A 12,102-nucleotide genomic window follows, 5' to 3' on the forward strand; every position below is an offset into this window, starting at 1 on the left:
TGTGGTTTTTGACCCCGAAGAGATTATCACAGCAGAAAAGGATAAAAACACCATCGACGAATCATGAAGGCTCTTTACAAACCAGTACAAACCAGCTTGAGTGCAAACATCTGGCTATAGCTCCAGATCCCATGATCCAGTAACTTACGATCATTACGATCGCTCAAAAACCGTTCATCCACTTGCCGCATTCCCTCTACCAGATCCAGACTGTTTAAGCTGGCGGGGGCATAGTTCCAGAGCCGATCGCGCACTGCGGCCAGAATCGGGTAGGCTTGGGCATGGCTGCGCAGGTCTTTGAAGCGGGTAATAATTTCAAAGCTGAGGGTGGCAAGTTGATATTGATTTAAGCTCTGGGGCGATTCAAATTCGGTGCGGCGATAGCTGACTAATAATTGCGATCGCTGGATTGGCTGGTTTAGTTGCTCTTTTGTTAAAGTGCCCAGGCTGAGGTTATAGGTGGTTTGCACCGTGCTGAGGCGGGTGAGCAGATCGGTTTCGATCGCACTGAGGTCATACATAATCTTTCGTTTATTGAGAGCTAATCGGGATTGATACTAAATTGATACTAAATTGATACTAATGGGGCGCTATGCAGCTATATTCAAGGGTTTTAAGTGCTAGATGGATTCAGTCATGAATATCAAAAAGAATGATGGTAAGAATTAATCGGTGAATTAATCAACATAATCGCAGAGAGTGGTGGGGGTGAAGACTTGTTTGTAAGCACCATAGGCGGGGCGATCGCTGGTGTTGACCACTTCATCACTGCTATTCAAGCCCAGGGACAATTCGCAAGCACCAATCTTTTCGAGCTGAGCCAGGGCATCTTCATACCGCTGCCGCACATCTTCGCGGGCACTGATCGAGTCGAGAAAATAGCGAGTAATATCCAGCTCCAAACCGACCAGTAATTCTGGATAGGGGGAGCTAAACGGCATTTGCACGGCAATCCCAGGGCATTTGGCGATCGCGCCATTAATTAGCCCAAAGGCTTTATTCTGGTTCTGGCTGAGAACGCTGGTGTTGATCGTGCTGGCGGTGGGATCGGCCAGGTTGGTCAGGGCGATCAGCTCGGTTTGGCCAAAGGCATCAATCAAGTTCTGTTCGGTGGCGTAGGTCATAGATTCTGAAGAACTAAGGAAGGGAATATTTAGCGAACTAGAATTTAGAATTTAGTTACATAAGAAAAGAAAATCCCAATGGGAAAAACGAATCATTAGGCTGGCTCGTCAATCCCACTGGGAATTAGTAACAGATAGAGTTAGAGATAGTTAGCAGATTAGATCGAGCTAAGCACTAGAGAGCTTAGGCAACCGCGTCTTCAATGAAGTAACCAGCCAGATTGCTAATCACCTTCTCATCCACGCTTTCGCCAGCCCGCACCATCTGGCCACCACGCGCACCCATGTAATGGTCGGGAATCACGCCAGCAAAGCGATCGCCAAATTGGGCAGTGAGCATGAACGTGACCCCAGGCGCGATCATATTCGGGGTGGCAGTACCGCGATAGAACAGCGACACATGCTTACCCCAAATGCGGCTAAAGCTGGCGGTTTGGCCTTTCTTGGCGGTGTTATACCAGGCATCGCCCACTTTTACTTCCTTGAGCCCAAACAGGGCAGCGATCGCTTCCAGGGGCACAATGCTGCTGGTGGCAGTGGATTTACCATAGACGGCCTGGATGATCTGGGGGTGGAGTTGGAGCTTGTCGGCCACCTCACGACCCAACACCATCACATTGGCGCGGCGCAACATCTTGGAGAGGCCATCGGTAATCACGCCGATCGGATCAGAGTTAGTAAAATCAGAGAACTGATCGTTACTGGCAAGCTGCACCTTTTGATCGGTGGCATAGGTATTGGCATTGAACACCACGTCGGCCAGGCGCTTTTCTCGATTGAGGGCGATCAAATCCATCAATTGCTCAGTGGCCACACCCATCGGATTGAAATTGGGAATGTTGCGGGCATTCTCAATATCCCGATTGGGGATTGGTGTATCGAGGGCATAATCACGGCATTGGCCAGTTTTTAGCTGGCTCGAAAACTCATAGACATTTGGCTTGGCGGTACGCCCCACCGCATCGTTGGGCATGTTATAAGAATCTTCGATCGTGAATTCGGTGTATTCATACAGTTGGCTACCGACCAGGGCTCTGGGGGCGACGCTATCGGCGATATATTCTTCATTGCGATGCATCACGGCGATCGCGGTCAGGTCGGGGCGAACTTCAAAACTTGCTTCACCAGCCATAGTTGGGATTGCTCCTTAATAATTACTTGTTAGTTGAGAATCTGGGAATCTGGGAATCTGGGAATAAGTGAATCTGGGAATAAGTGAATAAAATTTAGTCATCTCAATCCAGTGGGTTTATTTAAACCAGGGCGATTGATTAGGGTTGGCTAGAGTTAAAACTAGCTTTTAAGCAGCACCTTGAATTTGTTGCGGGGCAAGCAACACCGGGAACACATCACCACTGAGGGCACTGACCAGGGCTTTACCGATCGCCTGGTTATTCACGCCCGCGCCTGGGGCAGCCACCACGGCTTGACCATTGGCATCGCTGGTCACCAGGTCACCACGGGTAATCGTGCCGCCAGCTTTGAGTTCGGCCACGCCACTAAGCACCACTTCCAGGCGATCGCCACTGACTTTTTGAGTGCCGCTCACACCGGGGATATAGGCCACACCCACCAGGCGATCGGTGGCGGCAATGGCTTCAATAACGGTGTTGTCACTAGAGCCAAATTTAACGATCCGGTACTGGTCGATCGTGCCAGCGGCGGTGTAGGTGGTGGTGAGGATGTGATTGGAAACAGACATAGTTATTGCTCCTTAAAGCTTTAATTGGTAGAGGTTTAAACGAGATCAAGTAGATCAAAATTCAGCAGATTAAGCGGTTAGCAATGTAGATGTTTAACAATTCAGCATTTAAGCAATTCAACAATTTGACAACTTGGTAATTTGACAATTTGGCAGTCCAGCAGTCGAACAGTTCAACCATGCAAAAATCTAAAAGTTTAACCACTCAACGACTTAGCTAGCTAACAATCGATAAATCTGGAAACCTGGCAATCAGACCAGCTAGCCTTTCAGTGCTTTAACATTTCAGTGCTTTAACATTTCAGTGGGTTAGAAAGCCAATCAGCTAACAATTCAACCAGTCATCAATGCAACAGTTCACTAATTCAGCAATTCAACATTTTAAAATTTCAATTAGTTGAACAGCTAAACTTTTAACCAGTTAAACTTTTAGTAAGCTGAGCATTTAACAGGTTGAAAAGCATAGACTGAATTTGCTAAATCATTTGATAGATAGGCTTTTCCGAGTTCAAACCTTTTCAGATTTACAAAGGTAATAGTGCTAACTAGCCAAAACTTTCGCCACCGCTTCCGCGATCGAGGGTTCTTTGCCCAGTGCCTTTTGTTCATTGATATAAGCCTGAGCTTGGGCTTGAATCGATTCTGTTTCATTGGTGGGGGTAAATTTATTGGTGCGACCAGCAACCTCGCCAAAGGTGATAATCCGAGGTCGATCGCGCAGGGTTTGTTTGAAGGTGGCGATCGCTGAGGGGTTTGCTTTCGCTTTACTGTGGGAATCGGGATCAGCCTCACTAAATTGCACCGTTTCCGATTGCTCTGCTTCAGTGGGCAAAGCCAACATCAAAGCTAGTAAAGTTTCCTTTTCACTGGGCAGCAACTTACCCTCATTAATCAAGCCTTCTAGAAACTCATTCAACTCAGCTTTTTTAACCTGTTGTTCCCGCTGGGCTAGTTCCTGCTGGCGTTGCAGAAGTTCTTCTTCTTGCTGCTTGAGCTGGTTGAGCCGATCGGTTACTGCTTGTAATTCCGGTGTCGCTTCTGGCTCGCTGATGGTTTCAGTTTTTTGGTTATCCTGAACGGACGCAGGATCACTGGAGCTAGCCGATTGTGACTCTACCGCTGTTTGAGCATTCTCAGTTACTTTATTTTTTGACTGCTCTAGATTTGCTCCTTGAGCTTTTTCAGTGGTATCAGCCTGGTGATTGGCTTCTTTATTATTAGCACTATTATCAGTAGTATTAGTAGCCTTAGTCAGAGAGTTAGCCATTTCCGCCAACGGTTGCAGCTTGGTGATCAAACTCTGCTCGATCGCCTTGATTAAATTAACGGGCAAATAGCGATCGCTCTCGGCCTCAGAAGTCCAATCGACCATAAACCGCCGCATTCCAGTTAACATCAATGCCATCTGGGCGGGTAACTCGGCGGGGATTTCGAGCGCTTTATTTGAATCAGATGATTGCTCTGATTGCTCTGATTGCTCTGATTGCTCTGATTGCTCAGATGATTGTGTTGCGGATTGCGGTTCGTTATCCTCTCCAGAGGTTACTGAACTGGTTTGCTTTGATTCCGCGAAGTTAATATATACAGCGCGATCGCCAGAGCTGAATTGAGCTTTTCTTTGAGGCAACGCCATACCTTTGATCGCCGGAACCTGCACCAACGCCACATGCCGCAAGCCCCATTTATCGAGATCATAGGGACTAGAAGGCTCACCGGGCGGGTACAGCGCCACACTTACACCAGCAAATTGCCCCTGATTGAGAATGGTTTGCAGTTCTGCACTTTCATTCATTAAAAAGGCAAACAACGAATCGCCGACCACGGTCAATCGCGCCACGATCGCCAGGGCGGGTTGATTTTCAGCATGACCGATTAACACCGGCGCACGATACTTTTGCAAGTTATAGCCCGCCGCAATTTGATTTAAATCCTGAATCGAGAAGGAGAACTCCTCCCCAGCACTATCTAAATGAGTGCCTGCTTTTAATATTTCCAACATCGGAAAACCTATTCCTGAAGTATATTTCTTGGGATATCTGTTTAGTTGCTTGCTAACTGATTAACTAACCAAAGGATAAATTCACGGGCAAGCATAACTGTAGAGATTAGCGATAGAGCTTGATTGTAAAGCTTGACTATAAAGCTTAATTGCAAAGAATAATAATTTTTGATTAGTCTGCGATTACTTTTCGTCCAATATTTCTAACCAGAACAAAGCATAATTCATTTCCCACCGTAGACGATTTGATTATAGCAAAAACAAAAACAGCGCCACTGGTGGGATTCAGTTGCACTGCAATTAGTTTTATTCTCTTTGCGCAATCGAGAACAAGCTCTACGTTTTTGATTGTAGCGGATTAGCAGCAATAGCCGATCGCAGCAAACATCAAACCAAATAATTATATTTAAACTAACTAATTTCTGATCTGAGAAGAGGTACTATGTGCACCATTGGCGAATTAGCTAGCTAAATTGACTTCAAGAAATTGAGTAAAGAAAGGAAACCAAAACATCGCAGGGAACAAAACAATTACCAGAATCCCCAAAAAAACAGATAACCCAAAGAATCGATCTAATCCCCGTCATTACAGCAATGCAAATAATTTAAAACCAGCCTTAAGCACATCAGCAAAATCAATTACGACAGTTCCCATTCCAGGCCAGAAAAGTATCAATAATCTCCTCTAGCTTGCTAGGATCACCAGTGCCCTGCCATTTATTATTAAATACATAGCAACGCAACCACTCCGCCGCATGGGGGTGGCCATCTTCATCGATCCCAACTTTGACCTCTGGAAATTTGCAGCCAGACAACGAGGTGCAGGCCAAATCAATTTTGACCCACCAGCCAGGGTTATCACAACTGGAAATATTGATGCCGTAATAATGCTCCCATTCTTCATCACATTGCTGTCGATACCAATCTTGCAATTTGGCGATCGCCGAGTTTGACATATATCCTCCCTTTTAGAACATATATTGTAGTTTGTTGTAATTTTACATCGTTTATAGGATTTTTTCTATTTAAAAACAATAATAAACCTAAAAACGGGGGCGATCGCTGAATTTATCCCCCACAAACCCACCAGCAAAAGTGCCTTGATTACCCACAAACCCTCACAGACGCTCAAAATAAGTTTATGTAAAGTTATATCAGTTGCAAATAACTTGTTATGTCGGAGCAAAAACCGTTAACTATGGAGCAAGTCAAACATATTGAGGATACAGCTAATAAAATCAAGAGTATTGGTGTTTCTTCCAATCTAGTTTTAGAAGAGTTTGCGCGCATCAGCCATAAAATCGTGGCCGATGAGTCACTCAGCTATATAGAAATCTCTTTCTTGGAACTAATCAGAGAATCCCTAGAACTTAATTACTCGACTGAGAAGGATGAAAATAGTTAATTAGGCTTTGGAACGATGCTCGATCGGGTGCTTGAAACTACTCAGCGCCAAGCAGTGCAACTAATTGAAAGGCTTTTCTATGTAGAGAAAAGATCCATATTTTATATTTATATATGGATAAGAGCAGGCAGAATTGAAGCGGATTCATTTGATTCTGAACGATCGCCAGATGGGGCTAGGGGCAATCCTGGGGGGAGAGCCAACTCTAGCCCTATTAGGCTTTGATTTTGATTTTGATTTTGATTTTGATTTTGATAAGTTGTAAAAAGTAAAAATCCTTTCAATGCCTTCTCAGGCTATTCAGCAAGCCAATCGGAACCAAGCCGATCATCCACCTTAGTCCACCGGAGATATACTCTAGAGCGAGCGGTAGGCATATACTTAAAGCTATTTTCAGCTCTGAGTTCTGGGCTGGTTGGATTGCTAACTTCCGATTTGACTGCTTGGTTCTTTGGTTCAATGGTATACATGGTTTTTGGTCTGGCTTAAAACTCTGAAATTTGAAACTCTGCAATGCTAAAACTCTGCGTTTTATGCTTCTTTTTACAAAGCGTTTTGCAATGCGTTGAGAGGCATTTGGTTGATTGAGCATTAAGCTCGCTCTCAACTGAATCTAATATAACTTTAGGCATAGACAAACCAGGTGATGGGACTATCCTGCCAGCGGTGATATTCCCAAAGACATAGTCTGACCTGGATCACGATGAGTAAGTGTGCTGCATCACCTGGAGATTTACGGGAAACCCCAAAAAAGACTAAGGCTAAGCATTTTGCTCTATCGTTAGATAAATCCAGTCAGGTTATTTCATTGATTCAGTTCAAGCATTAAAGGTATTAAAAACCACCTCATGCAATTCGTTTTTCTAAATATTGACCAATCATCTGTTCTTCACCAGCACGGCAAATGATCGTCTGGCGGGTGCGATAGAGATCGCCCACTAGTCTGATTTCTTCTTCGAATGAGCAACCATTGTAGGCAGTCTTCAAACATAAAGAATTAGCATCACGCATACTGAATTCTGCGGTCACGGGTCTGCTGGTGGAAAAGCCCCGATCGCGGTACATCAAATTACCCTTGATCCCAAATATGGTAGAACCCAGGTTAGGCTTTTTCTTGGCCGCCACATTCAAATAATGGCTTTCCCAGGTCACCAGTGCACCGCAGCTAAACTGAAAATCTGCTGCCAATTGATGCTTTTGCGCCAAGCCTGCCAATTCCACGCTATCTGGTTCTAAATACTTAACGGTCAAGAAGCTTTCCACTTCCTGGGTTTGCCCTGATGTGCCTGATGCGCCTGATGCGCCTGAGGTGAGTGTGTAATAGCGCCGTTGCGATCGCCACTTCCCCGCCGATTCTGAAAAGAACGCTTGCGCCATTGCTTCGAGAGTCTCTAGAGCTTCCACATTCGCCCCAGACACCTGAGAATCAAACTCTTGGCTGGCTGTTTGCATGTCCAATTAAACCTCTTGATTAGATTGAATATTCCCTAAACCGCTGGAGTTTAGTTTATATTCGTAAATGATTAATGTGTTAGTCAATGCCTATTATTACATTTTGTAAAGCAAAACATAGCTAAATACATCCAGCTAAGGCCATAGATAGAAGGGCGATCGCCTTTAGCCAATCTAAGCCCATCCTAGCAAAATGCCTCTATAGCTTGGTTTTACATGTCTTACTCCAACCTATAATCAATCTGTCAGCAGATCGATCGCACCACCGCTTGGCTTTGTGGGCATGGCAATAAGTATTTATGCCTTGCTTGACAAATCCACCAAGATAAAATCATTTTTCTCAAGGGGGATTAGTATCTAAATTAACTAAATTAACTAAATTAACTAAATTAGAATTAGAATTAGAATTAGAATTATCAATCAGTTAGTAAACTTGGTCATGCTTACCAATATCAATGAGCAAGATTTCATCTTCTGATGAGTCAGGATTCTTCTTAAACTTAAAAATAATTCGATAGGCATAATCTACCGAACAAGACCAGGAACCAGCTAGATTACCCTTCAGCTTATGGGTTCCAAGCGATGGGGAAAATGGAGCAACTCTTAATCGGTTTAGGCATTTATCTACTTTTTTATCGAGTTGAGGATTTTTACGAACCAGAGATTTAAATGCCCGCTGAAAAGCCGGATCAACGACAAGTTTATCATCGATTCAATTCCGCCATTATTTCTTCTACGGTGCCACGAAATACTTTGCCCTGTCGATAATTTTCTTCAGCCTGGGCAATAGTACGGGCGATCTCCTCGCGTCGTTTTAGATTGCGGCGCTTTTTGACCAGGTCAAAGATCATCTCTTGCGATTCGGCATCGAGCTCTTCCACCAGCGCTTCAACCTGCTCCAGGATGTCATTGAAGGTCAGCTTAGGTTCATGGTCAGCACTAGCGATCGCATCACCATCTGCGTTCTTGTCAAGATTAGGATCGGTATTATTAGCATCGGTTTGCATGACCTTATTCTCCTCTGGCGATCGGCACGGCTGTAAATTTAATAATGCGAGGGCTTGCCTTTATTCTACAGTGAGTTTCCTGAAACTTAGCAAGCCAACCCAAAAGAGACTAGCCAAGGATTTAGGCATAAGCGAGGCGAAAGCTCAATTTCTAAATCATCTCGCTAAAGTGCAACGCCCAGGTTAAACTGCTTCATAAATACAAATATTATATTCGGTGAAGGCTTTATCCTTAAATGGCTGCAAGTTTTGATAGGCTTCACTGGCAAACAATTCCTTGATCGCCGTAGCCGAAGGATATTCAACGATCGTCACGAACTGCACCCCCGCCGTGCCGATCACCGCTTCTTGATGACTATACCGACTCACAAACTTACCCCCTGCTGCCTCCATTAGGGGTGTAGTTCCTTCCACATAAGCTTGCAAAGCTTCTGATTCCTCTGGATTCAGGGTCGTAAACGCGATCATCGTGGCCGTCATATTTTTTATTCCTGGCTAGTTTGCCCCTAGTTTGTCACATTAGGATATAGGGAGTTAGTAAACGTAATCTAAAGATGACGATCCCAAGAGAGTCAAAGGAAACAGTAGCATTTGTAGATAACTACTGCAGTGCCTATGAACATCTATTTCATGACGTAAGCGGCTACGAAGCATTTAAATACTTGCATGTGGGAATGATTTCGCCAATCAAACGTAAGACCCTGTCAGCGATCGCCCGAGCAGTAGGATTGAAAGATGCCCAACGGTTACACCATTTTTTGAGCAACTCACCGTGGGATATAGAAGCGGTCAGAGACCAAAGATTGGCGATAATCCGTCATTACTTATCAGGTCAAGAATTTGTGCTGGTGATCGACGAAACAGGAGATCGCAAGAAAGGAAAAAAGACCGACTATGTGTCGCGTCAATATATCGGTAATTTGGGCAAGGTAGAAAAGGGGATCGTGTCAGTGAATGCCTACGGCATCATTGGTGATCAGACCTTGCCACTGATGTTTAAGGTATTCAAGCCAGAGAGACGTTTGCAGCAAGGAGATGAACATAAAAGCAAACCAACCCTGGCCATAGAGATAATCAAAACGCTTCAGGGGATGGGATTCAAGTTTAAGTTGGTACTGGCAGATAGCCTATATGGCGAAAGCACTAGATTCAAGGAGCTTTTTCAATTCACCAACGCTTTTACCGGCTGGATTCCTGGCAATCCACATCGCTTCTTCCTACACCCAATATGACAAACTAGGGGTATGACGCAATGCCTAATCCTTTTTCAGAGCTTTATCCCAATCCGCTCAGGGGTGAGGCGTGATCTCTAAGATCGTAATTTCTTTTCTGCCTGAGCCATAGAACCAGAAAATGCGATATGCACCTGGGGTTTTATTTTCGACATAAACTTCAAATACCTGATAACCATCGTCAGTTTTCCAGCCTTTATATGGATGCGGATTCAACCCTGGTGCTTCTAATCCAGCCTCCATCTGGCCGAGGGTCTTGTTGACTCTCTTTAGTTTTTTAGGGTTAGTGCGCTCTAGCTCTTTGATAGTTTTCTTGGCTTTTGGCTGGATGATTAGACGATACTGCACAACCCCTATTCCTCTTCCAGGTCAGCATATTTGGCAAAGGAACCTAAATATTCACCTTTACCAGCTGCGGCATCTGCGATCGCCTCTTCTAACATTGCCTCTATTTCAGGCTCAGGGGGATGATCGAGGGGTTGCAGAGTGTCTAACCAGGCTTGGAATTTGTTGCTTTCTCTAATTTCGTATAAATCCCACAGAATGGCTTTGGCACTCTTGCGAATGTCTTTGAGCAATGGTTCGATCCTGGCCTTCTGATGTTTGCCTTTAGAATTAAGCCGATCGCTCCAAGCATTAGCCAGCATTGCCTGACATATTTCATTGAGAAAGCTATTGATGATTTTCTCGCTCGCCTCATCTCGGATAAACCAGTCCAGGATGGCATCAACGTTATTGGCGATATAATCAAATCCTTCACGCTGTTCACCGATGATCGTTTCGGCGTTACTCCTGGTTTTACGCTCTTCTTCAGATATCCAGTGCAGAGATAAAATAAATTGCTGTGGCACTTCTAGTTTTTGATATAGCTCAGATGCCCATCGTTTAAATCCTTCGCCAAGCAAGCTATTGTTTCCTTCCAGGTATTTTTTGATGTCCTGGCGGAGAGAAGCGACCCCTTTGTAAGTGGCCAATAATGGAGCCTTCTTGTCAGATTTAGAGGTAATTAAAAACCTTTGCCAGGGATCATGCCAATCCTGCTTTAATCTCAATTGCGTAGCTGTATCAAGTTGGCTTTGCTCCAGACATCGATCCAAATGAGCTTGGTAGTCCTGGATATTCTCAGCAGTAATTGGATTGATATTAGCTGCTGCTTGATTTTGCTGATCCAGCCCCAAAATACTCATAACAAATCCACCTGTTGCGATTAGTCTCAGTATATAGCGATCGACTGGGGTTCGGGGAATCGCTCCACTTGAATCCGATCGATCGCTTCATGCATCTGGGCAATGTCATAGGCAAGTTGCATTCTTAACCAATGTTCCGGTGTAGTGCCAAACGCTTTGGACACCCGGATCGCCATTTCCGGTGACAGCGAAGTTCGGCCATTAATGACTCTGGAAAGAGTTTGCCGCGTCACCCCCAGCTTAGTTGCAGCCTCGCCAATGTTCAGGCCAGTGGATTCGATCGCATGTTTAATAATTTTGCCTGGATGGGCTGGTGATTTCATTGCCATAATTATTACCCCCTAGTGATAATCCACTAGATCCACATCATAGGCCATGCCTTCCTCAAACCGAAAAATAATCCGATGATTTCTGGATACAAAAACACTGTAAAAACCGCGTTTATCACCAACCAGAGGATGCAGTTTGAAACCTATTATATTCAACTCATCAACACTTTCAGCAGTATCAAGGATTGATAAATAGACCTCAGCTTTATCAGCAATATCGGGGCGCAAACCCCGCCGATCGCCCTTGGCATATAGCCGTTTTAAGCCACGATGTTTAATGTTGTGGATCATAATCTACTGTAACATGTAACATTACGTGTTACAACAAACAAATGGTGCAAACGCTTACTGCTCAAGGGTTTAAGGTTGATAGTGATTACAACGACAAAATGAATGCCTACTATCAATTATGCGGCAGGTATTGTAATTCAATCTGGAAAATTCGCTGGACGAACTATGTCGATGATCAGGACAATGTAAACAACTTGGAAGTTAAATACGATTTTGTGTGCCTGTAGCCGCGAATTCAGGCATAAGCAACCCTAGCTCGGTTTCAGTACGGCTAGAATCACCGCATAAAAACCGAATTAATTCGCCTTAGACCTATTAATTAGCGGATTTAGCTAAGCAAGCACTCAATCTTTAGCAACAAAAACTTAACTAAA

18 protein-coding genes and 1 pseudogene are annotated in these 12,102 nt (G+C 44.4%); 4 read left to right on the forward strand and 15 right to left on the reverse strand.

What is annotated here, in order from left to right:
* Positions 1-74 precede the first annotated feature (74 nt).
* The 6 genes from PSE7367_RS19325 to PSE7367_RS19350 form a co-directional block, all read right to left on the reverse strand.
* Positions 75-521 carry a Gp37 family protein gene (locus tag PSE7367_RS19325; protein WP_015146242.1) on the reverse strand — a complete coding sequence of 149 codons (447 nt, stop codon included), beginning with the start codon at positions 519-521 and terminating at the stop codon, positions 75-77.
* Positions 522-677: 156 nt separating this feature from the next.
* Positions 678-1,124 (reverse strand): gp436 family protein, encoded by a 447-nt coding sequence (locus PSE7367_RS19330; RefSeq protein WP_015146243.1) that lies wholly within the window; start codon positions 1,122-1,124, stop codon positions 678-680.
* Positions 1,125-1,308: 184 nt separating this feature from the next.
* On the reverse strand, positions 1,309-2,256 hold the full coding sequence (locus PSE7367_RS19335) for a hypothetical protein (protein ID WP_015146244.1): 948 nt from the start codon (positions 2,254-2,256) through the stop codon (positions 1,309-1,311).
* A gap of 168 nt (positions 2,257-2,424) precedes the next feature.
* On the reverse strand, positions 2,425-2,826 hold the full coding sequence (locus PSE7367_RS19340; protein ID WP_015146245.1) for a DUF2190 family protein: 402 nt from the start codon (positions 2,824-2,826) through the stop codon (positions 2,425-2,427).
* 541 nt (positions 2,827-3,367) lie between these two features.
* Positions 3,368-4,825, reverse strand: coding sequence for a hypothetical protein (locus PSE7367_RS20895; RefSeq protein ID WP_015146246.1), 1,458 nt, complete (start codon positions 4,823-4,825; stop codon positions 3,368-3,370).
* Between the two features lie 635 nt (positions 4,826-5,460).
* Entirely contained in the window at positions 5,461-5,781 is a 321-nt protein-coding gene (locus PSE7367_RS19350; RefSeq protein WP_015146247.1) for an immunity 53 family protein, read from the reverse strand.
* A gap of 218 nt (positions 5,782-5,999) precedes the next feature.
* On the opposite strand from PSE7367_RS19350, the gene PSE7367_RS19355 reads away from it, so the two are divergent.
* Complete coding sequence (locus PSE7367_RS19355; RefSeq protein ID WP_015146248.1) at positions 6,000-6,230, forward strand: hypothetical protein; 231 nt, start codon at positions 6,000-6,002, stop codon at positions 6,228-6,230.
* A 133-nt stretch (positions 6,231-6,363) separates the two neighbouring features.
* Positions 6,364-6,495, forward strand: coding sequence for a hypothetical protein (locus PSE7367_RS23040; RefSeq protein WP_264314201.1), 132 nt, complete (start codon positions 6,364-6,366; stop codon positions 6,493-6,495).
* A gap of 31 nt (positions 6,496-6,526) precedes the next feature.
* Here the strand turns inward: PSE7367_RS23040 and PSE7367_RS22280 are convergent, their stop codons facing one another.
* From PSE7367_RS22280 to PSE7367_RS19375, 5 genes are all read right to left on the reverse strand, one after another.
* Positions 6,527-6,700, reverse strand: coding sequence for a hypothetical protein (locus PSE7367_RS22280; RefSeq protein ID WP_015146250.1), 174 nt, complete (start codon positions 6,698-6,700; stop codon positions 6,527-6,529).
* 376 nt (positions 6,701-7,076) lie between these two features.
* Positions 7,077-7,682: a phycobiliprotein lyase gene (locus PSE7367_RS19360; protein WP_015146251.1), complete on the reverse strand. Its 606-nt coding sequence runs from the start codon at positions 7,680-7,682 to the stop codon at positions 7,077-7,079.
* Positions 7,683-8,106: 424 nt separating this feature from the next.
* Positions 8,107-8,394: a type II toxin-antitoxin system RelE/ParE family toxin gene (locus PSE7367_RS21410; protein ID WP_015146252.1), complete on the reverse strand. Its 288-nt coding sequence runs from the start codon at positions 8,392-8,394 to the stop codon at positions 8,107-8,109.
* On the reverse strand, positions 8,387-8,689 hold the full coding sequence (locus PSE7367_RS19365) for a hypothetical protein (protein ID WP_015146253.1): 303 nt from the start codon (positions 8,687-8,689) through the stop codon (positions 8,387-8,389). The genes PSE7367_RS21410 and PSE7367_RS19365 overlap by 8 nt, the downstream gene beginning before the upstream one ends.
* 183 nt (positions 8,690-8,872) lie before the next feature.
* Positions 8,873-9,169, reverse strand: a complete 297-nt coding sequence (locus PSE7367_RS19375) for a DUF1330 domain-containing protein (RefSeq protein WP_015146254.1) — start codon at positions 9,167-9,169, stop codon at positions 8,873-8,875.
* A gap of 74 nt (positions 9,170-9,243) precedes the next feature.
* Here PSE7367_RS19375 and PSE7367_RS19380 point away from each other — a divergent pair.
* Positions 9,244-9,846, forward strand: a pseudogene (locus PSE7367_RS19380) (IS701 family transposase); the annotation flags it as partial.
* A gap of 132 nt (positions 9,847-9,978) precedes the next feature.
* Here PSE7367_RS19380 and PSE7367_RS19385 read toward each other — a convergent pair.
* The 4 genes from PSE7367_RS19385 to PSE7367_RS19400 are packed head-to-tail and all read right to left on the reverse strand — an operon-like array spanning position 9,979 to position 11,728.
* Positions 9,979-10,269 (reverse strand): hypothetical protein, encoded by a 291-nt coding sequence (locus PSE7367_RS19385; protein ID WP_015146256.1) that lies wholly within the window; start codon positions 10,267-10,269, stop codon positions 9,979-9,981.
* A 5-nt stretch (positions 10,270-10,274) separates the two neighbouring features.
* Positions 10,275-11,108 carry a hypothetical protein gene (locus PSE7367_RS19390; protein ID WP_015146257.1) on the reverse strand — a complete coding sequence of 278 codons (834 nt, stop codon included), beginning with the start codon at positions 11,106-11,108 and terminating at the stop codon, positions 10,275-10,277.
* A gap of 26 nt (positions 11,109-11,134) precedes the next feature.
* A complete protein-coding gene (locus PSE7367_RS19395) occupies positions 11,135-11,437 on the reverse strand; it encodes a HigA family addiction module antitoxin (RefSeq protein WP_015146258.1) in 303 nt (100 codons plus the stop codon).
* 12 nt (positions 11,438-11,449) lie between these two features.
* On the reverse strand, positions 11,450-11,728 hold the full coding sequence (locus PSE7367_RS19400; protein WP_015146259.1) for a type II toxin-antitoxin system RelE/ParE family toxin: 279 nt from the start codon (positions 11,726-11,728) through the stop codon (positions 11,450-11,452).
* A gap of 41 nt (positions 11,729-11,769) precedes the next feature.
* Between PSE7367_RS19400 and PSE7367_RS21675 the strand changes: the two genes are divergently transcribed.
* Positions 11,770-11,955, forward strand: a complete 186-nt coding sequence (locus PSE7367_RS21675; protein ID WP_015146260.1) for a hypothetical protein — start codon at positions 11,770-11,772, stop codon at positions 11,953-11,955.
* The last annotated feature ends 147 nt before the right edge of the window (positions 11,956-12,102 follow it).

Origin of the sequence: Pseudanabaena sp. PCC 7367 (genome assembly GCF_000317065.1) — a bacterium.
In the GTDB taxonomy this organism is placed as follows: domain Bacteria; phylum Cyanobacteriota; class Cyanobacteriia; order Pseudanabaenales; family Pseudanabaenaceae; genus Thalassoporum; species Thalassoporum mexicanum.

What these genes read in the sequence shown, in the direction of transcription:
- PSE7367_RS19360 (WP_015146251.1), bottom strand. Translation starts at nt 7,682, where the DNA reads ATGCAAACAGCCAGCCAAGAGTTTGATTCTCAGGTGTCTGGGGCGAAT.
- PSE7367_RS19400 (WP_015146259.1), bottom strand. Translation starts at nt 11,728, where the DNA reads ATGATCCACAACATTAAACATCGTGGCTTAAAACGGCTATATGCCAAG.
- PSE7367_RS22280 (WP_015146250.1), bottom strand. Translation starts at nt 6,700, where the DNA reads ATGTATACCATTGAACCAAAGAACCAAGCAGTCAAATCGGAAGTTAGC.
- PSE7367_RS19350 (WP_015146247.1), bottom strand. Translation starts at nt 5,781, where the DNA reads ATGTCAAACTCGGCGATCGCCAAATTGCAAGATTGGTATCGACAGCAA.
- PSE7367_RS19395 (WP_015146258.1), bottom strand. Translation starts at nt 11,437, where the DNA reads ATGGCAATGAAATCACCAGCCCATCCAGGCAAAATTATTAAACATGCG.
- PSE7367_RS20895 (WP_015146246.1), bottom strand. Translation starts at nt 4,825, where the DNA reads ATGTTGGAAATATTAAAAGCAGGCACTCATTTAGATAGTGCTGGGGAG.
- PSE7367_RS19355 (WP_015146248.1), top strand. Translation starts at nt 6,000, where the DNA reads ATGTCGGAGCAAAAACCGTTAACTATGGAGCAAGTCAAACATATTGAG.
- PSE7367_RS19325 (WP_015146242.1), bottom strand. Translation starts at nt 521, where the DNA reads ATGTATGACCTCAGTGCGATCGAAACCGATCTGCTCACCCGCCTCAGC.
- PSE7367_RS19390 (WP_015146257.1), bottom strand. Translation starts at nt 11,108, where the DNA reads ATGAGTATTTTGGGGCTGGATCAGCAAAATCAAGCAGCAGCTAATATC.
- PSE7367_RS19335 (WP_015146244.1), bottom strand. Translation starts at nt 2,256, where the DNA reads ATGGCTGGTGAAGCAAGTTTTGAAGTTCGCCCCGACCTGACCGCGATC.
- PSE7367_RS19375 (WP_015146254.1), bottom strand. Translation starts at nt 9,169, where the DNA reads ATGACGGCCACGATGATCGCGTTTACGACCCTGAATCCAGAGGAATCA.
- PSE7367_RS19330 (WP_015146243.1), bottom strand. Translation starts at nt 1,124, where the DNA reads ATGACCTACGCCACCGAACAGAACTTGATTGATGCCTTTGGCCAAACC.
- PSE7367_RS19365 (WP_015146253.1), bottom strand. Translation starts at nt 8,689, where the DNA reads ATGCAAACCGATGCTAATAATACCGATCCTAATCTTGACAAGAACGCA.
- PSE7367_RS21675 (WP_015146260.1), top strand. Translation starts at nt 11,770, where the DNA reads ATGGTGCAAACGCTTACTGCTCAAGGGTTTAAGGTTGATAGTGATTAC.
- PSE7367_RS19340 (WP_015146245.1), bottom strand. Translation starts at nt 2,826, where the DNA reads ATGTCTGTTTCCAATCACATCCTCACCACCACCTACACCGCCGCTGGC.